Origin of the sequence: Serratia sp. 201 (assembly GCF_037027545.1) — a bacterium.
GTDB lineage: Bacteria > Pseudomonadota > Gammaproteobacteria > Enterobacterales > Enterobacteriaceae > Serratia > Serratia bockelmannii.
Genome location: NZ_JAXCHC010000002.1, coordinates 1,198,417 through 1,218,005 on the forward strand (window position 1 = coordinate 1,198,417; position 19,589 = coordinate 1,218,005).

Genomic DNA, 19,589 nt, shown 5'->3' on the forward strand with positions numbered 1-19,589 from the left:
GGCGCTTATTGCGGGTGAAAAATGAAATTCCTGGTGATAAGGAGTGGGCGCTGCTCATTTTTTTTCTCTCTCTGGTTAAACCGCAAGTTTCATCAGTGCTGCCTGGGTCGCATCGGCCGCCGAAAGCTCGCCGGCCAACTGCCCGTCGCGAAACACCAATATGCGATCGCTCATGCCGATAATTTCCGAAAGCTCGGAGGAAACCATGATGATCCCTTTGTTTTGCAAGGCGAACTCCGACATAAATCGGTAGATCTCTTTCTTGGCGCCGACGTCGATGCCGCGCGTCGGCTCGTCGAGCAGCAAAACCTCCGGATCCAGCAGCGCCCAACGGCCCAGCACCACTTTTTGCTGGTTGCCGCCGCTCAGGTTACCCACGGGTTGTTCGCCATCGTGGGTTTTAACGTTGAAGCGCTGGATCATGTCGCGGGTTCGCGCCTGCTCCCGTTTCTCGCTGACAAACCCCATCCGGCTGATGCCGGCAAAAGAGGCGATATTGATGTTTTCACTGACGGAACGGCACAGCACTAGGCCGGTTTCCTTGCGATCTTCCGTCACGTAGGCAATACCGCTGTCGATGGCCTTGCGCGGAGAATGGCGGTTCAGCGTCTTGTCACCCAAGCGGATCGTGCCGCTGTCGGCATGCTGAATGCCGAAGATAAGATCGAGAAACTCGCTGCGGCCCGATCCCACCAGGCCGTAGATGCCCAGGATCTCACCGTGCTTCAGTTGCAGGCTGATATCTTTTATCTTGCTGCGCCAACACAGGTTGTTGACCTCCAGCAAGACCTCTTCACCGGGCTGATTGAATTTGGCGAACTCGCTGTCGTACTCGCCGCCAATAATGTGTTCGATCAGCTGCTCACGGGTAATGTCAGCGATATAGCCTTCATGGATATAGGCGCCGTCGCGGAAAATGGTGTAGCTGTCCGCGATTTGGAATATCTCTGACAAACGGTGGGAGACGTAGATAATGCCTTTACCTTTCGCCGCCAGTTGCTGAAGCGTCTGAAAGATTTTTTGCGCATCCTCCTCGCCAATCGCCGAGGTGGGTTCATCCATGATGATGATGTCGGCATTGGCATGCGACAGCGCTTTGGCGATCTCGACCAACTGCTGCTCGGCGACGCTCAGGTTGCGCATTTTCTCTCGGGCGTCGATCTTGAAATCGAGTTCCTTGAGCAAGCTGGTGGTGCGTTGATTGAGCGTCGCGAAATCGACGAACCCTAGGCGTCTCGGCTCGCGGCCCAGCCAAATGTTTTCGGCCACCGTCAGATCCGGGATCGCGCTCAGTTCCTGCTGCACGATGGCGATGCCGGCGTTGAGGGCTTCCCGGGGATGATGAAATTCACAGCGTTGGCCATTGATAAAAATGTCGCCGCCATCGGGTTGAATAAAGCCCATCAGAATGCTGAGAAAGGTGGATTTACCCGCGCCGTTGCCGCCGCACAGGGCATGGATGGATCCACGCCGCAGGCAAAACTCCGCATTCTTGAGCGCCACGACCGGGCCAAAAGCTTTCCTGACGCCGCTGACCTCCAGCAGGTAGGCGGGCGCTTGCGTCTGGGGATCTCGCGTCACAGTTGCACCTCCGGATAGGTCTGCTGCAAGCGTTGCAGGTACCGTTGATAAAGCGTCTCGTATTGCGCCTGTCTGCCAGCATGTGGCCGTGTGCGCGTGGCCTCATCCAGCGCAACGAAACGCTGGCACAGTTCGGCCAGCAACGCGCCGGCGTTCCGCTGCGGATCGTCGGCCAACGTCGTCGCCCACATCGCCTGAATGGCGCCGCCCAGCGCGGCGGTCTCTTTGGCTTTCAGACAGACTACCGGGCACCCCATCACGTCCGCGACGATTTGTCGCCAGGCGGCGCTGCGGGCGCCGCCGCCGGTGAGGCGGATCTCGCGCGCTTCGATGCCCTGACGGCGAAACAGCTCGATGCCATAGCGCAACCCATACGTAGCGCTTTCGACTACCGCCAGGCAGAGATTGGCACGGGTAAAATTGTCGCTATCGAGGTTATGCAGACTGGCGCGCGCGTGGGGCAACGGCGGAACACGTTCGCCATTGAAGAACGGCAGCATCTCGACACCGCCTGCACCGGGCACGGCCTGCGTCAACAAAGCGTTAAAGCCGGCAAGGTCTTCGTCCAGCAGCATTTGTACCGCAGTGGTGGCCGAGGTGACATTCATGGTGCAAATCAATGGCAGCCACCCGTTGGTGCTGGAGCAGAAGCCGGCAATCATGTCCGACTCCGCCGCGACGGGGGCGGCAGACCAGGCGAATAGCGTGCCGGAGGTGCCCAGACTCAGGGTAAGGGTGCCGGCCTCGATGTTGCCGGAACCGATGGCCGCCATCATGTTGTCGCCGCCGCCGGTCGATACCCGAACTGCCGGGCCGAGGCCGAGTTTTTCCGCGGCGGCGGGGCGCACCGTGCCGATGCAGCATTCCGCGCTTTTGAGCGGCGGCAGGGCTTGCCACAGGCGGCCGCTGTCGTCGATGAGATCGACCGCGGTTTTGCTCCAGCGACGGGTGCGTACATCGAACAACCCGGTGCCGGAAGCGTCGCCATATTCCGCTACGCGCTCCCCGGTCAGCCAGAAGTTCAAATAATCATGAGGCAACAACACGGTGTGCAGTTTTGCCCAGAGCGCCGGATGGTGTGTTTTGAACCAAAGGATTTTTGACGCGGTATAACCGGTGGCGATCCGCAGGCCGAGTGTTTCCAGCGAGCCGTTGGCTCCGCCGAGCTGTTGCAGGAGTCGTTCGTTTTCCTCTGCGGTTTCGGTATCGCACCACAGCTTGACGCTGTGCAGCACGTTGCCGTCTGCGTCCAGTGGCACAAACCCATGTTGTTGGCCCGAGACCCCCAGAGCATGAATCTCCCGTGCATCAACGCCGGCGTTAGTCACGGCTTGGCGAAAAGCGATGACTAACGCCTCAATCCACCAGTCGGCCTCTTGTTCGCGCCGGCCATTGGCTTGGCTGATGAGACGGTGAGGGGCGTTGCCCTCACCGAGGATCACGCCCTGTGTGCTGTCGACAATCACGACTTTCGTGCCTTGCGTACCGCAGTCTATGCCAGCATAGAGCGCCATAGGATCACTCCATTTCCAGCATGATTTTGATGTCCGAGGCATGTCCTGCCGCCGCGCGCTCGAAAGCGGCTACGCTGTCGGAAAACTTGTAGGTTTGGCTTATCAACGGCTGGACGCGCAATTTGCCGCTGCTCAACAGCCGCAGCGTGCGCGGGTACATGTTGGCGTAGCGGAAAATGGTCTTGAAGGTGATTTCCTTGGCCTGCGCGGCGACGATATCCATCGGCGCGGCATCGATCGGCATGCCGACCAGCACGGCGGTCGCCCCGGGCGCCGCATGCTCGGCCAGCGTAGCGATAGCCGGTTTGGCGCCGCTGCATTCAAACACGACATCGGCGCCATTGCCGCTGGTGAGCGCGGCCACTTTCCCCGCCAGGTCGCCGGTTTTGATATTGACGGCGTGCAGCCCCTCATAACTGGCCGCCACGGCGAGTTTTTCGTCAAACAGGTCGCAGATAATGACGTCCGAACAGCCGCCCGCCAGCGCCGCGAGGGCGGTGACCACGCCGATCGGCCCGGCGCCGATCACCAGTGCGATATCGCCGGGTTTGATCCCGGCTTTGGTGGCCGCTTGCATGCCGATGGCTAAGGGTTCCACCATGGCGCCCTCAGCGAAACTGACGTTGTCCGGCAATTTGAACGTGAAGGCGGCGGGGTGGATGACGGTTTCGCGCAGGCAGCCGTGCACCGGTGGCGTCGCCCAGAAGCGAACGGCCGGGTCCAGGTTGTAAATCCCGGCGCGCGTCTGCGCCGAGTTGAGATCGGGAATGCCGGGCTCCATGCAAACGCGATCGCCGACGCTGAGGTGAGTGACGTTTTTACCGGTCGCGAGCACCACGCCGGCGGCTTCATGGCCAAGCACCATCGGGGCGTTAACCACGAACGGGCCAATGCGGCCATGTTGGTAATAGTGCACATCGCTGCCGCAGATGCCCACGGAATGAATTTTTATCTGCACATCATCGGGCCCCAGCGTTTCGGCAAGCTGGACGTCCTCGATAGCGATTTCCCCCGCTTTGGCCAACACTAATGCTTTCATATTGCCTCCTGGTGAATCATTTTTATGGTAACGATATCATTTCAATGCGGCGATAGTGGGCTAAAGCGGGGGGTTAAACTGTGATCGATGTTGGAATTACTCGACGGGAGTTAATTTTGCTGGTGGGTTGTTATTCAATATAGGGATGAAGATCACAAAATCGGCGATGCAATGACGGTTTTAATATCAGCATGCTGATATCGATACCGTTACTTTGCAGGGGAAATGATGAACAAACAACAACGTGCCATAGCCGCTACGCTGGAATACTTGCGTGAGGCGGACATTGTTTTGACTGAGGAAGAACAGCAACGTATTGAAATTGCGACGTTTGGCTTGGCTGACTATCCCGTCTCAGGGCTGCAGCTGCTGACCTATGTCAACTCACCTCGGTATTGCGCGAAAGAGCTGGTGCTGTTTCCTGGTCAGACTTGCCCGGAACATTTACATCCTCCCTTTGCCGGCACACCCGGCAAGCAAGAGACGTTCCGTTGCCGTTGGGGAGAGGTGTTTTTGTTTGTCGATGATGAAAACCTGACGCTTAATGATGCCGGCGGCGAACCGGTATGTCGGGTGCCAGAGGGCGCAGAACCTTGGTACACCTGCAATCGCTATATTCTCTTGCGGCCTGGCGAACAATACACCATCGCCCCCAATACCCGGCACTGGTTTCAGGCTGGGAAGCGGGGCGCAGTGGTGTCCGAGTTCTCTTCCGAGAGCCGTGACGAGCTGGATATCTTTACCGATCCCCGGATTAACCGCCTGGCAGGCGTAAACCATTAGCGCCACGATGAAAGTTCTGTCATGATGTTGCCAATGGTACAAAATGATACTTTAAGCTAAGGAGCTGCATTTGGCAGTGGGTCGAGGACGGAAAGCGACGCTGGCTAGCGTGGCCGCACAGGCAAACGTCAGTAAAATCACCGCGTCGCGGGCATTTTCACAGCCGGACAAGGTTCATCCGGAAACGCTGCGCCGCATTCGGGAGACGGCTGCCGAACTCGGCTATGTGGTCAATGCCGCGGCGCGCAACCTGCGGGCGAAAAGCAGCAGAACCATTGGCATCGTCAACCCGGATATGGCCAACCCGTTCTTTGGCGGCCTGACACGCCTGATGACGCTTGAAGCGCAAAAAATGGGGTACGACACCCTGGTGTTCGACTCCTATGAGTCTCAGGAAAGCGAAGACAGAATCATCGACAAACTGATTGGCTACAACGTCGATGCGATCATTCTCTCGGTCATTTCCAACGATCATCTGTACCAGCCTTCCTATCTAAAACGGTTGGAAACATTGAATATCCCGGTGGTGCTGATCGACCGGGAACTGGACAATCGCCACTGCAGCGGCGTGTATATCGATAACCTGGACTGCGGTCTCCAGGCGGGGCGCTGGCTTTTGGAACAGAAAGCGCAGCGGGTGGTGGTGGTGTCCGGACCGGAGAACTCCAACGTTGCACGGGACAGGGTCACAGGGCTGCAGGCGGCGTTGCAAGGGAAAGTGGCGTCGTTTGAAGTGCTGTATGCCGATTTCTTTATGGACGTCGCCTGGCAAGAGACGAGCCGCTGGCTGGCCAATCACCGCGCGCCGGACTTTTTCGTCGGCTGCAATAACCAGATCTCCCTGGGTATCATCAAGGCCTGTATCGAACATCGGCTGCCGTTGATGCAGGACGTGTCGCTGTTCAGCATCGATGAGGTTTCGCATGCCGAGATCTACGGTTTCCATTTCCCTTGCGTGTCGCATGATTTGCAAGAGATCGCCTGGCAAGCCTTGAATCTGGCGATCCGTCGTATTGCCGACCCCGAGATCAAACCGGGCAAGGTGGTGGTGCGAGGAAAACTCGTCGCGTAACGGCGCACCCGTTCTCCTTATCCTTCATTTTTCAGCGTGTTGCGCTGTTTTTGGCTCATCCCGCCCGGCGGGACGGATGAGCAGCCACAAACCGCTTCCTGCCGTCGCCGCGCCTAGCAGCATGGGCCAGGAAAGGGGTTCATTGAACATTAACCCGGCCCAGCAGAAGGTAACGAAGGGACTGAGAAACAGCAGGCTCGTCACGCGCAGCGCAGAAGTGAGCTTTAGACACAACCAGTACAGGCCGTAACCGGCCAGCGTCGCCAGTAGCGCGTTCCAAAGCACGCCGATCGCAAACCCCGTCGTTACCGTGGGCAGCAGCGGGCCTTCATTGCCGGCCAGCGCGGCGAAAGCCAGCGCCGAAGCCGCGCTTTGTATCCCCAGCGAGGCCGGCAAACTCATTGCGTGCGCCCGCGGCAGCCGTTCCTGCCACAGGGTTGCCAGCGCGAGCGAGAGCATCCCCGCCAGCGGCAACAGGTAACTCCACAATGGGGCTTCTCCCCATGAGATGGCGCTGCCGGTCGCCAGCGTTACCCCGCTAACCCCCAAGGTTAAGCCGGACCAAACGCGACCATCGGGCAGACGGCGTTGCAACAGCATGCTCAGCAGCGCGGTGCCGAGAGGGAGCAAATCGGCGATGAGTGCGGCCAACCCGGCCGGCACGCCATATTCGATGCCTTTGCTGACGCCGGCCAGGTAACCGGTCATGGCAAGCAACCCAATCCCGGCGTGAACCGCTATCGTCAGAGGAGATGCACGCCTGATGGCGTTCAGACTAAACGGCAGCAACGCGAGAGCGACGACCACGCAGCGCCAGAACGCCACCAGCAACACCGGCGCGTAATCGGCGGCGAAGCGGATGCCGACGAAACCGGAGCTCCAGGCCACGATCAGCAGAACCTCGGCCGCAGCCAGCCAGAGGGCGGCTTTGCCGCGATGTTTGCCGCAGTGGGACGAGGGGCGAAATGATGGCAGGGACATGATGGTCACCTCCTTTCCGCCCGATGGTAGTGTGTGGCTATAATTTAATAAATCGAATAATTTTCGTTCAGTTGTTTAATGGAGTTAAATCATGCGGCCGACATTGGATATCGATCTCTTGCGCACTTTTCACGCCATTGCACGTTTGGGGCAATTTCGCGCGGCGGCGGCATTTGTCAATCGCAGCCCCGCCGCCGTGAGCGTGCATATCCAGCGCCTGGAACAGGTGGTGGGCGGCCGCCTGCTGGAGCGTGACAATCAGGCCGTGGTGCTGACGCCGCTGGGAAGCAAGCTGCTGGCATCGACGCTCGGGCTGCTGAGCGCCCATGACGATATTCTGCGGGAACTGCAGGGCGCGCCGCTAAGCGGCCATATCAAATTGGGATTGCCTGATGAGTACGCTTCTCATGTGATACGCCATATTTTGCCGCGGTTTGCCGACAGTTTCCCCGCGGTGGAGCTGGAGGTCTCTACCGCTGCCAGTCAGGCGCTGGTGGAACAAATTGGCCGTAATCGGCTGCATCTTGCGCTGGTGGTTCAACCCTCGAAGAGACAGTGTCCGACACCGCTCGCGGTGACAGTACCAGTGTGGGTTGGAGGCCGTTCGCTGGCGCTGCAGGCTAACCGGCCGCTGCCGCTGGCATTGCATGCCGCCGATTGCCCTTATCGTGAGGCTATGATCGATGCATTGACCAGGGCGGGAAGGCATTGGCGAGTGGTTGTGAGCAGCCCTTCGGCCAGCGTGGTGGCGGCTGCCATCGAGGCAGGATTGGCCGTCACGCTGCTTGACCGCGCACGGGTTTCGGCGGCGATGCGGATACTCGACGAATTGCCTTCGGTCGCACCACATGAAGTGCAACTGCTCCGTTCTGCCACGGCCGCCAGCCAACCGGCGGTGGCGATGCTGGAAAGCGTCATCGGTGAGTATTTACGGGGGAGAACATGAATATCGGCCGCGTGGGGAAGACGAATCGAGCATGACGGTGACGGAGAGATGTGGCTAGCGCCGGGAACGCTGTATCGCGGGGCGTTCCCGGTATTCGAGGGCTGGAGATCAGAACACCTGTTTGAACGGCTTCACCGTCACGTCGGCATAGACGCCGGCGGCGATATAAGGATCCTGCTGCGCCCAGGCCTGGGCTTCCGCCAGCGAGGCGAATTCGGCGATCACCGTTGAACCGGTAAAGCCGGCGGCGCCGGGATCGTTGCTGTCGATGGCCGGGTTAGGGCCGGCGACCACCAGGCGGCCGGCGTCGCGCAGCGCCTGCAGGCGCGCCAGGTGTGCCGGGCGCACCGCCAGACGGTTTTCCAGCGAGTTGGGGACGTCTTGCGCGTAGATCAGATAAAGCATGTTTCACCTTTAAAATCATGGCTATAAAACGGTGCTACCAAGGTAGCGCAAAAGGCACGGCAGGGGAACGGTACGCGGCGAATTTCCCCGCGGATTGGCGCTTATGCCTTGAAGCCGCTACTTTTTATTCGTATAGTGCGGCGCGCTTAAACTGATATGCCATTGAGGTGAGGACATGACGGAACTGGTAAGGGAAAAACTCGATTTGCCGGCGGGCAAAAGTAAACTGCTGCTGCACTCTTGCTGCGCGCCCTGTTCCGGCGAAGTGATGGAAGCGATCCAGGCGTCCGGGATCGAGTACGCCATTTTCTTCTATAACCCCAACATTCACCCGCAAAAAGAGTATCTGCTGCGCAAGGAAGAGAACATCCGTTTCGCCGAGCAGCACGGGGTGCCGATTATCGATGCCGATTACGACACCGACAACTGGTTCGCCCGCGCCAAGGGGATGGAGAATGAGCCGGAGCGCGGTATCCGCTGCACCATGTGTTTCGACATGCGTTTCGAGCGCACGGCGCTGTATGCGCATGAGCACGGTTACGACACCATCTCCAGCTCGCTGGGCATTTCGCGCTGGAAGAATATGCAGCAGATCACCGACTGCGGCATCCGGGCGGCGGAAAAGTATCCCGATCTGGTGTACTGGGATTACAACTGGCGCAAGAAGGGCGGTTCGTCGCGCATGATAGAGATCAGCAAGCGCGAACGCTTCTATCAGCAGGAATACTGCGGCTGCGTCTATTCGCTGCGCGACACCAACCTGCACCGTAAGGCGCAAGGGCGACCGCTGATCAAACTGGGCGTGCTTTACTATGGTGATGAAGAATAGCGCTGACTCACCGCAATTAACCCGCTCCGGCGGGTTTTTTACTTTTTGACGCCTGGCCAAACGTTAATGAAGCGTGTCGCCCCGGCGGTAAAAAAGCAACGGCAAGGTTAATATCCTTATGAGTTTGCTGGTTTTAGCCGCGCATACTGACGATTAAAGCGATAGTTTGCCTTTCGTTATTGAATATGATTGCTATTTGCATTTAAACTTGGCGAACCAGAGGAAACAGAATCATTATGCCGCTAAAAAAGATGTTCCTTAATCGCCGTATATCCGTGCCTTTCGTCTTGTCCGTAGGCCTGCACAGCGCCCTGGTGGCGGGATTGCTTTACGCTTCGGTAAACGAAGTAGTGGAGCTGCCGAAGCCAGAGGACGCGCCGATCAGCGTCATGATGGTCAATACCGCCGCGATGGCCGAACCGCCGCCACCTGCGCCGGCCGAGCCGGAGCCGCCGCAGGTCGAACCTGAGCCGGAGCCAGAACCGGAACCTATCGTGGAGCCGCCGCCAAAGGCGATCGTGAAGCCGGAGCCGGTCAAGCCGAAACCAAAACCTAAGCCGAAGCCAAAGGTCGAAAAACAGGTCAAACCGGAGCCGAAAAAAGTCGAGCCGCGCGAACCGTCACCGTTCAACAACGATTCGCCGGCCAAGCCGATCGACAAAGCGCCGGTGAAACAGGCGCCTGCCGCGCCGGTGCAGGGCAATTCGCGCGAGGTCGTGCCGAAGGCGTTGGTGCAGTCCAAACCGATGTATCCGCCGCGCGCGCTGGCCTTACAGATTGAAGGCAGTGTTAGGGTCCAGTTTGATGTCGACAGCGATGGTCGCTTGAGTAACGTGCGTATCTTGTCGGCCGAACCGCGCAATATGTTCGAGCGCGAAGTGAAGCAGGCGCTACGCAAATGGCGCTATGAAGCCAAAGAAGCGAAAGACCTCATCGTCAACATTCGCTTCAAGCTGGATGGCTCGACCGAATTGAACTGAGGTAGATCTGGCGACAGATATCAAGCGTGTTGATCGTTTGTCGCTTCATCTGACTACCGTCCTTGACTTCCTCGCCCGATGCCTGGGCGAGGAAGCTATCCAGACCTGATAATTCACGTTGATTGTTTTACGTGGACGTCCTCTTTTGTCCTACCGCAATGCCAAATTTATCCTCATAAATATTCGCAATCTGCCGGCAAACTTCACCGTTCTCATAGCAATACTTTTACATGTCTGTTGAAAAACATTCATTTTCATCAGGTTATGAGTTTTTTTGACATGGATACGCAGGTTTTAAATTTATTCCTGTCGTGATTATGCGCCAAGTCTGGGTGAAAAATAATCAACGGTAAACATGTAATATGTAATTCAGGTTTACAATAGAGGGGTGATTTGCTTGAATGCGGAGCGAGATTTGTCACTACGCCCGCTAAGCCGACGACCACTGCATTGTTCGTCGGTGAGCGAGGGAAGGTGCGGTCTCAAACAGCCACTCAGATCAGTGAAGTCTCCGTTAATCTGTGTGACAGAACGGGGGCTGTCTGATGGGGCTGTCACTGCGAATAACATCAGGATGAAAATATGAGCTGGACGATTGATAAAGTGAAAGTGCTGTTTAATAAGCCTTTGTTGGATTTGCTCTATGATGCGCAAAAGGTGCATCGTCAACATTTTGATCCGCTGGAAATACAAATGAGCACTTTGCTGTCTGTTAAAACAGGAGGGTGCCCAGAGGACTGCAAATATTGTTCGCAAAGCGCAAGGTATAAAACAGGATTGCGGGCAGAAAAGTTGTTGCAGGTAGAAAAAGTCTTACAGTCAGCCCGTACAGCGAAAGAGGCTGGCTCCTCGAGATTTTGCATGGGAGCGGCCTGGAGTAATCCTCACGAACGCGATATGCCTTATTTGGAGGAGATGGTCAGAGGGGTTAAGGCGTTGGGGTTGGAAACCTGCATGACGCTGGGAAAACTGACTGATTCTCAGGTCGAGCGATTGGCTAACGTTGGCTTAGACTACTATAGCCACAATCTGGATACCTCTCCCGAATATTATGGCAGCATCATCACAACCCGCACTTATCAGGATAGATTAACGACGATCGATAAAGTCAGGGCGGCCGGCATCAAGGTCTGCTCCGGTGGAATATTGGGTCTAGGTGAAAGTAACCTAGACCGGATAGGTCTGCTTTTGCAATTGGCAAACCTTTCTAAAGCGCCGGAAAGTGTGCCCATTAACATGCTGGTCAAGGTGGCGGGCACCCCCCTGGAAGACAGTGAGCCGGTGGATGCCTTTGACTATATCCGCGTCATTGCCGTTGCCAGAATCATGATGCCGACCTCCTATGTGCGCATCGCGGCAGGGCGCGAGAAAATGAATGAGCAAATGCAGGCCATGTGTTTTATGGCGGGGGCCAATTCAATTTTCTATGGATGCAAATTGTTAACGGCAACGAATCCCGATGAGGATCAGGATATGAAATTGATACGGAAGTTGGGTCTGAAAACACAAAAAGTGCGCCAATCACTGACAGACGAGGAAGAGGGCGCGTCATTGCTGAAAGACGTAATGACTATGGATGATGAGAACTATTATCAGGTTATTTGATGCGGCATTTAAATATGCCCACGGATAAAGCGGCAAGCCAACAGCAGTATGCTGTTGGCTTCAATCATCTTATTCTTCGAAACCGACGCGGAAATTCATTTTGCCCTCAGGCAGCGCGCGCGAGTTGCCTTCCGCATCGACCGCCACATAGGTGAACACCGCTTCGGTCGCCCGGTAACGCTGGCCGATCGGGGCGGAAGAAACTTTCTTTACCCACACTTCGATATTAATGGTGATCGAGCTGCGCCCGGTGCGGATACAGTGCGCATAGCAGCAAACCACGTCGCCTACCGCCACCGGTTTCAGGAAGGTCATGCCGTCTACGCGTACCGTCACCACGCGCCCTTCGGCGATCTCTTTGGCCTGAATGGCGCCGCCGATATCCATTTGCGACATCAGCCAGCCGCCGAAGATATCACCGTTAGCATTGGTATCAGCCGGCATCGCCAGCGTGCGCAGCACCAGCTCGCCGCTGGGTAAAGGTCGTTGTTGTGTCATAGCAGTCTGCTTTTAAAAGGAGGGAATAACATCATACTGCCCGCGGCAAGCGCCGCAGGCATTAACAATTTTGTAACTATTTTTTCTGTTCTTCCGGCATGTGCCGGTAAATATAGATACCGCTGAGGAGGGTGAAGACCAGCGTCAGTACCGTCAGGCCAAAGACTTTGAAATTGACCCAGACGCTTTGCGGCAGCCAGAAGGCGACATAGATGTTCGCCAGGCCGCAGGCCAGGAAGAAGACCGCCCAGGCCAGGTTGAGGTTACTCCACACTTTGTCCGGCAACGTCAGCTCTTTGCCCAGCATGCGCTGAACCAGCGGTTTTTTGAGCACCCATTGGCTGATCAGCAGCGCCAGCGCGAACAGCGCGTAAATCACCGTGACCTTCCATTTGATAAACAAATCATTATGGAATACCAGCGTCAGGGTGCCGAATACCAGCACCATCAAGAAGGTGATCAACGTCATCTTCTCGACCTTGCGGTATTTCACCCAGGTGAACACCAGCGCCAGTGCGGTGGCGACAATTAACGCGCCGGAGGCGACGTAGATGTCGTACAGCTTATAAAAAGCGAAAAAGACAATTAGCGGGAGGAAATCAAGAAACTGCTTCATAAATCAATCCATCATCTGTTCATCGGCCGACTATACCGGATTCGGCGAGCTCTGTGTACCGCCGGGCGTTGCCGATTATCGGCGTTTGGTCGGCGGATTTCTGCCGCGAAAGCAGGAATTTGCATAAACTTACGCAAGAAAGCGCCGGCACATTGCCAGCGCGGGCCGCAGGTCGCATAGTAAGTGTCATAATAACCAGATAATTTACCGCGGAAAACAAGCATGCAGTGGAAATCTCTCCAGGCCCTGACGCCTGGTTTGACGCATTTATTGGGCTATCAACGCAGTTGGCTCAAGCCGGATATTCGCGCCGGCCTTTCCGTCGCCGCCGTCGCCCTACCGGTGGCCATCGCCTACGCCGAACTGGCCGGGGTTAGCCCGGTGGTGGGGCTCTATTCCTGTATCTTGCCGATGATGGCCTACGCGCTGTTCGGCTCGTCGCGCCAGCTGATCGTTGGGCCTGACGCTGCCACCTGCGCGGTGATCGCCGCCGTGGTGACGCCGCTGGCAGCGGGCAATATGGAACGCCATTGGCAGCTGACCATCATGATGACCGCCATGATGGGCGGCTGGTGCCTGCTGGCCAGCCGGTTCAAGCTGGGGGCGCTGGCGGATCTGCTGTCGCGACCGATCCTCAGCGGGCTGCTGAACGGGGTGGCGATCACCATTATTGTCGATCAGATCGGCAAGGTGTTGGGGTTTACGATGCGCCCGGCACAGCTGATCGAGCGCATCTACGCGCTGCCCGGTAACCTGCTGCACAGCGACTGGCTGACGATGGCGGTGTCGTTGCTGACGCTGGTGACGCTGCTCGGATTTAAAAAATGGCGGCCTAACTGGCCGGCGCCGCTGTTCGCTATCGTGCTGGCGGCGTTCGTGACCTGGGCGGGCGGCCTGCAGCAGCATGGCGTGGTGACGGTGGGCGGTTTCAGCGGCGTGCTGCCGATCGTCCAGTGGCCGGACTTCCAGCCCGGTTTGCTGCGCGACATGGTGATCCCGGCGCTTAACCTGGCGGTGGTGAGTTTTGTCAGCATGATGCTCACCGCCCGCAGCTTCGCCGCCAAAAACGGTTATGAGGTGAACGCCGACGCCGAGTTTCGCGCGCTGGGGCTGGTGAATATCGTCTCTGCGCTGTCGCAAGGTTTCGCCATCAGCGGCGCGGATTCGCGCACCGCGGTGAATGATGCCAACGGCGGCAAGAGCCAACTGGTGTCGATCATCGCCGCCGCGGTCATTGCCTTTGTCTTGCTGTTCCTGATGGCGCCGCTGCAGTTTATTCCGGTGGCCGGGTTGGGCGTGGTGCTGATGTATGCGGCCTGGTCGCTGCTGGACATCCGCGGCATCTGGATCTTGCGCCGTCGCAACGCGCAGGCGTTCCGCCTGGCGCTGTTTACCTTCCTCAGCGTGCTGCTGGTGGGAGTGATCAGCGGCATTGGGCTGGCGGTGTTGCTGGGGCTGATGCAGTTTCTGCGCACCGTCTTCCGGCCGACGGAACAGCTGCTGGGCGTCAACGACGAAGGCATGATCCATTCCATGGGCAATAACAATGGGGTGAAGGCGGTGCCTGGCGTCATGATGTATCGCTTCAATTCGCCGCTGACCTATTTCAACGTGGCGTATTTCAAACGCCGTATTCTCAATTTGGTCGACGGCACGCCGTTCCAGCCACGTTGGGTGGTGGTGGATGCGGTGGCCAGTTTCACCCACGCCGATATCAGCGTGCTGGCGGCCATCGACGAACTGAAACGCGACCTGTTACAGCGTAACGTAAGGCTGGTGCTGGCGGGGCGCCGCACCGAGCTGACGCGTTGGTTCCGCATCAACCGCTTAGGGCGCGACAAAGAGCTGATTTTGGTGCCGGACCTGTATCTGGCCCTGAAACTGATTCAGAGTAAGGAGCAGGCGGAAGCCGCCGTGGTGGGGTAAACAAAAAAAGGGGCGCGCCGAAGCGTGCCCCTTGGTTTTTGCTTGCACCGGCGTTAGCCGCGCAGCAGCATGTACAGACGGAACAGATAGATCAGCAGCAGGGCAGACACCAGGTTGCTCAACGCGGTCAGTACCACGCTGGCGACGTTCGGCGTCAGCACCGACAGATGGCTCACCAAAAACAGCACCAGCAGCTTGGCCGCCAGCCACAGCATCATCGCCGGCACCAGCACGCGCGCATTGGCGAAGGCTAATTTGCTGCTCAGCTTGAGCGAAGCGAAGACGCCTTTTTTGTCGACGGAGGCGATCACCGGCGCCAGTGCGAAGGCGATAGCCATCAGCACGCCCGGCACCACAAACAGCGTCAGGCCAAGTTGGATCAGCAGGGTGCAGATAAACAGCAGCAACAACAGGCGAGGCAGATCGGGCGCCGAAGCGCCGAGCGCGCGCAGGGCGCTGGTGCGTTGCCCTTGCGACACCAGACGGATCAGCGTCAGCATCCCGCCGACCAGCAGCACGTTGCCGACCAGCGCGGAGAAGGTGGCGGCCGCCGACACTTTCAGCAACACCATCTGCTGTTCCGGCGTCATCTGCTGGATCACTTCCTGAATGCCCATGCCGGTAGAGGAAGCGAAATCGCTGGTGGTGGCAGCGAGCGTCGCCAACTGTTCGGCATCGGGGCTGAAGGCCTGATTCAGCAGCACGGAGATAAACGCCGTCAACAGCGCCAGCATCAGGATGCTGGCCAGTTGATTGCGTAAAAAGTTAAAACTGTCACGGTACAAAGCGTTGGCCGTGATAGGCATGCAGACTCCTTGGCGTCGGGAAAACAGAGATAAATCAGTGGGTGATTGTACCCTGTTCCACGCCGCTGTGGCACCCCGCGAATTGCACTACGCCTATTTCTTCAACGATCGTCGTCTCAGGCAGCGATAGCGGCAAGGGCACCGGCAAGGGGGGCAGGCCGTAGCGTTCCCGGGCGCGATCGCAGGCTTCGTTACGCAGGCCGTTTTCACCGGACTGATCGAACTCTCTGCACGGGCTGGGTCGATTGAGGTAGATCGAGCAGGACACGGTTTTGCCGATCTCGCCGTCCAGCGCGGTGCAGCGGGGAGACTTGCTGTTGGTCCCCTGCATGCAGCGCAGGAACGGGCTCAAAGGCTCCGTCAGGGAAAGGGGGACGGTGCCGCCGCCGTCTTCGGCTTCGGCCCAATAGAATGACACTCGAAAATAACCGCAGCATGCGCCGCAGCTGACACAGGGATTAAGGATTTCGCTCATCTTGATTGCCCGCCGACTCCTCACGGCACCAACCAAAACCAACACGGAAAATGAAATTACCTCAGCCGCATTTTTCTCCGCAACTGAAATTTGAACATGTAGATAATTTGCAACAAAATCGTTTTTTTGATGCAGATCAATCCTTGATTTATTAGACGGTTAGGTAACCTTGTTTTTAGTGGGATTTTAAATTTTTACACATAAGATGTGATCTCGATGGGATCACAAATACCCGAAAGTAGGTATATTCCCCCTCGAGCGATTAACCACACAAATGGAATGGATAATGAAAAAGACAACTCTGATGGTATTGGCGACGATGATGGCGCCTATGTTGGCAAGTGCGCATCAGGCCGGTGATTTCCTGTTCCGCGCGGGAACCGCGACCGTGCGTCCAAATGCGGGTTCAGACAACGTACTGGGGTTGGGCTCGCTGGATGCGAAAAACAACACCCAGCTCGGTCTGACCTTCGGTTACATGGTGACGGACAACATCGGCGTTGAGTTGTTGGCCGCAACGCCATTCCGCCACAAGGTGACGCTGGGCGGTACCGATCTGGCGACCGTTCACCAACTGCCGCCTACGCTGATGGCGCAATACTACTTCGGCGACAAGCAGGACAAACTGCGTCCTTACCTGGGCGTTGGCGTTAACTACACCACCTTCTTCGACGAGAAGTTCAACGACTACGGCAAAAGCGCCGGGTTGAGCGACCTCGATCTGAAAGATTCCTGGGGCGTGGCGGCGCAGGCCGGCCTGGATTACAACCTGGATGAGCACTGGATGCTGAACATGTCGGTGTGGTGGATGAACATCGAAACCAAAACTCGCTTCAACGATGCGAATGGTGGGCACCATAGCTTCGATACGCGTCTGGATCCGTGGGTGTTCATGTTCGGGGCGGGTTACCGCTTCTGATGAAGGCTTCAAGCAGGGAGGCGTTGCGCCTCCCTGTGTCGGTATTATTTAATCTGCATCACGTTTTCAACAGATTTCACGCCGGCTACGCCGCGTGTGACCTGCACCGCACGGTTGGCGTCATCGCTGGACGTCACGAAGCCGCTCAGCTGTACGCGCCCTTTAAAGGTTTCCACGCTAATCTCGCGTGACTTGATGTTTTTATCCGCCAGCAACGCCGATTTCACTTTGGTGGTGACCACGGTGTCATCGATATAACCGCCTGTTCCCTCTGATTTTGCCGTCGGCGCGCAAGCGCTCACCGCGACCGCCACAACGGCTGCCATGCACAAGGCCGAAAGGGTTTTAAACAGCTTCATAAATTACTCTCCATGCAATGTTATGGTTGAAATTCGCTACGGTTTTTCGCCGCAGCGAGCGCATTCCCCAAATCAAACGAAGAAATGCATAGCGAACAAAGTTCATTGTGAGACAAGACTGGGTTTTGTTCAAATTTTTGCTGTAAATAAATGGAACAAACTTTGAGGGGAAACAAGCTGTTAAAGCGAGCGCCGGCAGGGCGCTCGCTAAAGAGGATCACGCCCGGGTGGCGCGCTTCATATTGCTGACAAAGGCCGCCAGCTTAGTCAGCATCTCCGCCGGGTTGGCATGGTGCTGTTCGATGATTTTGACGATTGCCGAGCCGGAGATCGCGCCGGCGGCCCCGGCCTGCAGCGCCGCCTTCACCTGCTCGGGTTCGGAGATGCCGAAGCCCTGCAGCGGCGGCGCGGCGTGATACTCGCGCAGCTTGTTCACCAGGTGATGCAACGGCAGCTGCGCTCGGCTTTCGGTGCCGGTGACGCCGGCGCGCGACAGCAGGTAGGTGTAGCCGCGGCCGTGCGACGCGATTTCACGCAGCAGATCGTCATCGGCGTTCGGCGGGCAGATGAAGATCGGTGCGATACCGTGGCGAATGGCCGCGGCGCGGAACGGCGCAGACTCTTCAAACGGCACGTCGGCGACCAGCACCGAATCCACGCCCACTTCGGCGCAGCGTTGGTAAAACGCATCGATGCCTTTATGGAACACCAGATTGGCGTACATCAGCAGCCCAATGGGAATGGTCGGGTGCTTCTGGCGGATGGCCGCCAGCATCTCGAAGCACTGGGTCGGCGTGACGCCGGCGGCGAAAGCGCGCAGCGTCGCGCTCTGGATAGTGGGGCCATCCGCCAGCGGATCGGAGAAGGGGATGCCCAACTCCAGCGCGTCCGCACCGGCTTCGATCAGGGTGTCGATAATCTGCAGCGATAGCGTCGGATTGGGATCGCCTAACGTCACGAACGGGACGAAGGCGCCTTCCTTGCTGCTTTCCAGACGCGTGAACAGTTGCTGATAACGTTCCATCAGATTTCTCCCCGAGCTTTCAAAATGTCGTGAACGGTAAATATGTCTTTGTCGCCGCGGCCGGACAGGTTGACCACCAAGATTTGCTCTTTCTGCGGCGTTTCACGGATCATTCTCAGCGCGTGCGCCAGGGCGTGTGAGGATTCCAGCGCCGGGATAATGCCTTCATGGCGCGACAGCGCCTTGAACGCTTCCAGCGCTTCGTCGTCGGTGATCGACACGTATTCGGCGCGGCCGGTGCTGTTCAGGTAGGCGTGCTGCGGCCCGACGGATGGGAAGTCCAGCCCGGCGGAAATCGAATAGGACTCTTCAATCTGGCCTTCGTCGGTCTGCATCATCGGCGCCTTCATGCCGAAGTAGATGCCGACGTGGCCGTGCTTGAGCGGCGCGCCGTGCTGACCGGTTTCGATACCCAGGCCGGCAGGTTCCACGCCGATAAGCCCAACGTCGGCGTCATCGATAAAATCGGCGAACATACCGATGGCGTTGGAGCCGCCGCCGACGCAGGCGATGACCGCATCCGGCAGGCGGCCTTCGCGCTCCAGCACCTGCGCTTTGGTTTCTTCGCCGATCATGCGCTGGAATTCACGCACGATGGTGGGGTACGGGTGCGGGCCGGCGGCGGTGCCGAGCATATAGTGCGCGGTTTCATAGCTGCCGGACCAGTCGCGCAACGCTTCGTTGCAGGCGTCTTTCAGGGTGGCGGAGCCGCTGTGCACCGGGATCACTTCCGCGCCCATCAGCCGCATGCGGAACACGTTCGGCGACTGGCGCTCGACGTCTTTGGCGCCCATATAGATGCGGCATTTCAGGCCGAGCAGCGCGCAGGCCAGCGCCGACGCGACGCCGTGTTGGCCTGCGCCGGTTTCCGCGATGATCTCGGTTTTGCCCATGCGCTTGGCCAGCAACGCCTGGCCCAGCACCTGGTTGGTCTTGTGTGCGCCGCCGTGCAGCAGGTCTTCACGCTTCAGATAAAGCTTGGTGTTGCTGCCGGCGGTGAGGTTTTTGCACAGCGTCAGCGCCGTCGGGCGGCCTGCGTAGTTCTTCAACAGATCGATAAATTCAGCCTGAAATTCCGGATCGCGCTGAGCGCTGACAAAGGCTTCTTCCAGTTGTTTCAGGGCCGGCATCAGTATTTGCGGCACATACTGGCCACCAAATTCGCCGAAGTAGGGGTTAAGCAGCGTCATGAGAGTTCCCGTTATTATCCGTTATTAATGTTGAGCCGTAT

The 19,589-nt window shown here is 57.7% G+C and carries 20 protein-coding genes; 8 read left to right on the plus strand and 12 right to left on the minus strand.

Translation table 11 applies throughout. From position 1 onward, the window contains the following. Positions 1-75: 75 nt before the first annotated feature. From WA302_RS13955 to WA302_RS13965, 3 genes are read right to left on the minus strand one after another with little or no spacing between them, the layout of a single operon-like run. Complete coding sequence (locus WA302_RS13955) at positions 76-1,581, minus strand: sugar ABC transporter ATP-binding protein (protein ID WP_060433196.1); 1,506 nt, start codon at positions 1,579-1,581, stop codon at positions 76-78. Beyond that, entirely contained in the window at positions 1,578-3,095 is a 1,518-nt protein-coding gene (gene xylB / locus WA302_RS13960) for a xylulokinase (protein WP_336064265.1), read from the minus strand. The genes WA302_RS13955 and xylB overlap by 4 nt, the downstream gene beginning before the upstream one ends. Positions 3,096-3,099: 4 nt before the next feature. Continuing rightward, positions 3,100-4,134, minus strand: coding sequence for an NAD(P)-dependent alcohol dehydrogenase (locus WA302_RS13965; RefSeq protein WP_043142480.1), 1,035 nt, complete (start codon positions 4,132-4,134; stop codon positions 3,100-3,102). A 228-nt stretch (positions 4,135-4,362) separates the two neighbouring features. On the opposite strand from WA302_RS13965, the gene WA302_RS13970 reads away from it, so the two are divergent. Both WA302_RS13970 and WA302_RS13975 read left to right on the plus strand, forming a co-directional pair. Continuing rightward, on the plus strand, positions 4,363-4,917 hold the full coding sequence (locus WA302_RS13970; RefSeq protein WP_025303061.1) for a D-lyxose/D-mannose family sugar isomerase: 555 nt from the start codon (positions 4,363-4,365) through the stop codon (positions 4,915-4,917). A 70-nt stretch (positions 4,918-4,987) separates the two neighbouring features. Then, positions 4,988-5,989, plus strand: a complete 1,002-nt coding sequence (locus WA302_RS13975; RefSeq protein ID WP_025303060.1) for a LacI family DNA-binding transcriptional regulator — start codon at positions 4,988-4,990, stop codon at positions 5,987-5,989. 24 nt (positions 5,990-6,013) lie between these two features. Here WA302_RS13975 and WA302_RS13980 read toward each other — a convergent pair whose 3' ends face one another. Beyond that, a complete protein-coding gene (locus WA302_RS13980) occupies positions 6,014-6,970 on the minus strand; it encodes a DMT family transporter (protein WP_151428584.1) in 957 nt (318 codons plus the stop codon). A 91-nt stretch (positions 6,971-7,061) separates the two neighbouring features. Here WA302_RS13980 and WA302_RS13985 point away from each other — a divergent pair, with 91 nt between their 5' ends. Beyond that, a complete protein-coding gene (locus WA302_RS13985) occupies positions 7,062-7,916 on the plus strand; it encodes a LysR substrate-binding domain-containing protein (protein WP_261456413.1) in 855 nt (284 codons plus the stop codon). A 108-nt stretch (positions 7,917-8,024) separates the two neighbouring features. On the opposite strand, the gene WA302_RS13990 is transcribed toward WA302_RS13985, so the two are convergent. Further along, the gene (locus WA302_RS13990) at positions 8,025-8,321 is read right to left on the minus strand and encodes a YciI family protein (protein ID WP_004932096.1); all 297 of its coding nucleotides are present in this window, start codon (positions 8,319-8,321) and stop codon (positions 8,025-8,027) included. Positions 8,322-8,496: 175 nt separating this feature from the next. Between WA302_RS13990 and WA302_RS13995 the strand changes: the two genes are divergently transcribed. From WA302_RS13995 to bioB, 3 genes are all read left to right on the plus strand, one after another. Continuing rightward, positions 8,497-9,150 carry an epoxyqueuosine reductase QueH gene (locus WA302_RS13995; RefSeq protein ID WP_025303057.1) on the plus strand — a complete coding sequence of 218 codons (654 nt, stop codon included), beginning with the start codon at positions 8,497-8,499 and terminating at the stop codon, positions 9,148-9,150. A gap of 236 nt (positions 9,151-9,386) precedes the next feature. Next, the gene (gene tonB, locus WA302_RS14000; RefSeq protein WP_049205514.1) at positions 9,387-10,130 is read left to right on the plus strand and encodes a TonB system transport protein TonB; all 744 of its coding nucleotides are present in this window, start codon (positions 9,387-9,389) and stop codon (positions 10,128-10,130) included. A gap of 582 nt (positions 10,131-10,712) precedes the next feature. Then, complete coding sequence (gene bioB / locus WA302_RS14005) at positions 10,713-11,735, plus strand: biotin synthase BioB (RefSeq protein WP_117286753.1); 1,023 nt, start codon at positions 10,713-10,715, stop codon at positions 11,733-11,735. 69 nt (positions 11,736-11,804) lie between these two features. Here the strand turns inward: bioB and yciA are convergent, their stop codons facing one another. Continuing rightward, on the minus strand, positions 11,805-12,233 hold the full coding sequence (yciA, locus tag WA302_RS14010) for an acyl-CoA thioester hydrolase YciA (protein WP_004932085.1): 429 nt from the start codon (positions 12,231-12,233) through the stop codon (positions 11,805-11,807). A 76-nt stretch (positions 12,234-12,309) separates the two neighbouring features. Beyond that, positions 12,310-12,849, minus strand: a complete 540-nt coding sequence (locus tag WA302_RS14015; protein WP_004932082.1) for a septation protein A — start codon at positions 12,847-12,849, stop codon at positions 12,310-12,312. A 222-nt stretch (positions 12,850-13,071) separates the two neighbouring features. On the opposite strand from WA302_RS14015, the gene WA302_RS14020 reads away from it, so the two are divergent. Then, a complete protein-coding gene (locus tag WA302_RS14020) occupies positions 13,072-14,775 on the plus strand; it encodes a SulP family inorganic anion transporter (protein WP_025303055.1) in 1,704 nt (567 codons plus the stop codon). A 53-nt stretch (positions 14,776-14,828) separates the two neighbouring features. Here WA302_RS14020 and WA302_RS14025 read toward each other — a convergent pair whose 3' ends face one another. Next, positions 14,829-15,581 carry a YciC family protein gene (locus tag WA302_RS14025; protein ID WP_016927513.1) on the minus strand — a complete coding sequence of 251 codons (753 nt, stop codon included), beginning with the start codon at positions 15,579-15,581 and terminating at the stop codon, positions 14,829-14,831. Between the two features lie 34 nt (positions 15,582-15,615). Then, entirely contained in the window at positions 15,616-16,056 is a 441-nt protein-coding gene (locus WA302_RS14030; RefSeq protein ID WP_142590318.1) for a YkgJ family cysteine cluster protein, read from the minus strand. Positions 16,057-16,342: 286 nt separating this feature from the next. Between WA302_RS14030 and ompW the strand changes: the two genes are divergently transcribed. Continuing rightward, the gene (ompW, locus tag WA302_RS14035; protein WP_016927514.1) at positions 16,343-16,975 is read left to right on the plus strand and encodes an outer membrane protein OmpW; all 633 of its coding nucleotides are present in this window, start codon (positions 16,343-16,345) and stop codon (positions 16,973-16,975) included. Between the two features lie 44 nt (positions 16,976-17,019). On the opposite strand, the gene WA302_RS14040 is transcribed toward ompW, so the two are convergent. The 3 genes from WA302_RS14040 to trpB form a co-directional block, all read right to left on the minus strand. After that, positions 17,020-17,334 carry a BON domain-containing protein gene (locus WA302_RS14040; RefSeq protein WP_025303053.1) on the minus strand — a complete coding sequence of 105 codons (315 nt, stop codon included), beginning with the start codon at positions 17,332-17,334 and terminating at the stop codon, positions 17,020-17,022. 217 nt (positions 17,335-17,551) lie between these two features. Further along, the gene (gene trpA, locus WA302_RS14045) at positions 17,552-18,358 is read right to left on the minus strand and encodes a tryptophan synthase subunit alpha (RefSeq protein ID WP_025303052.1); all 807 of its coding nucleotides are present in this window, start codon (positions 18,356-18,358) and stop codon (positions 17,552-17,554) included. Next, on the minus strand, positions 18,358-19,548 hold the full coding sequence (trpB, locus tag WA302_RS14050; RefSeq protein ID WP_149570646.1) for a tryptophan synthase subunit beta: 1,191 nt from the start codon (positions 19,546-19,548) through the stop codon (positions 18,358-18,360). The genes trpA and trpB overlap by 1 nt, the downstream gene beginning before the upstream one ends. Positions 19,549-19,589 lie beyond the last annotated feature (41 nt).

What these genes read in the sequence shown, in the direction of transcription:
- WA302_RS14025 (WP_016927513.1), bottom strand. Translation starts at nt 15,581, where the DNA reads ATGCCTATCACGGCCAACGCTTTGTACCGTGACAGTTTTAACTTTTTA.
- WA302_RS13970 (WP_025303061.1), top strand. Translation starts at nt 4,363, where the DNA reads ATGAACAAACAACAACGTGCCATAGCCGCTACGCTGGAATACTTGCGT.
- trpA (WP_025303052.1), bottom strand. Translation starts at nt 18,358, where the DNA reads ATGGAACGTTATCAGCAACTGTTCACGCGTCTGGAAAGCAGCAAGGAA.
- yciA (WP_004932085.1), bottom strand. Translation starts at nt 12,233, where the DNA reads ATGACACAACAACGACCTTTACCCAGCGGCGAGCTGGTGCTGCGCACG.
- bioB (WP_117286753.1), top strand. Translation starts at nt 10,713, where the DNA reads ATGAGCTGGACGATTGATAAAGTGAAAGTGCTGTTTAATAAGCCTTTG.
- trpB (WP_149570646.1), bottom strand. Translation starts at nt 19,548, where the DNA reads ATGACGCTGCTTAACCCCTACTTCGGCGAATTTGGTGGCCAGTATGTG.
- WA302_RS13965 (WP_043142480.1), bottom strand. Translation starts at nt 4,134, where the DNA reads ATGAAAGCATTAGTGTTGGCCAAAGCGGGGGAAATCGCTATCGAGGAC.
- WA302_RS13995 (WP_025303057.1), top strand. Translation starts at nt 8,497, where the DNA reads ATGACGGAACTGGTAAGGGAAAAACTCGATTTGCCGGCGGGCAAAAGT.
- tonB (WP_049205514.1), top strand. Translation starts at nt 9,387, where the DNA reads ATGCCGCTAAAAAAGATGTTCCTTAATCGCCGTATATCCGTGCCTTTC.
- WA302_RS14030 (WP_142590318.1), bottom strand. Translation starts at nt 16,056, where the DNA reads ATGAGCGAAATCCTTAATCCCTGTGTCAGCTGCGGCGCATGCTGCGGT.
- WA302_RS13985 (WP_261456413.1), top strand. Translation starts at nt 7,062, where the DNA reads ATGCGGCCGACATTGGATATCGATCTCTTGCGCACTTTTCACGCCATT.
- xylB (WP_336064265.1), bottom strand. Translation starts at nt 3,095, where the DNA reads ATGGCGCTCTATGCTGGCATAGACTGCGGTACGCAAGGCACGAAAGTC.
- WA302_RS14015 (WP_004932082.1), bottom strand. Translation starts at nt 12,849, where the DNA reads ATGAAGCAGTTTCTTGATTTCCTCCCGCTAATTGTCTTTTTCGCTTTT.
- WA302_RS13980 (WP_151428584.1), bottom strand. Translation starts at nt 6,970, where the DNA reads ATGTCCCTGCCATCATTTCGCCCCTCGTCCCACTGCGGCAAACATCGC.
- WA302_RS13990 (WP_004932096.1), bottom strand. Translation starts at nt 8,321, where the DNA reads ATGCTTTATCTGATCTACGCGCAAGACGTCCCCAACTCGCTGGAAAAC.
- ompW (WP_016927514.1), top strand. Translation starts at nt 16,343, where the DNA reads ATGAAAAAGACAACTCTGATGGTATTGGCGACGATGATGGCGCCTATG.
- WA302_RS14040 (WP_025303053.1), bottom strand. Translation starts at nt 17,334, where the DNA reads ATGAAGCTGTTTAAAACCCTTTCGGCCTTGTGCATGGCAGCCGTTGTG.
- WA302_RS14020 (WP_025303055.1), top strand. Translation starts at nt 13,072, where the DNA reads ATGCAGTGGAAATCTCTCCAGGCCCTGACGCCTGGTTTGACGCATTTA.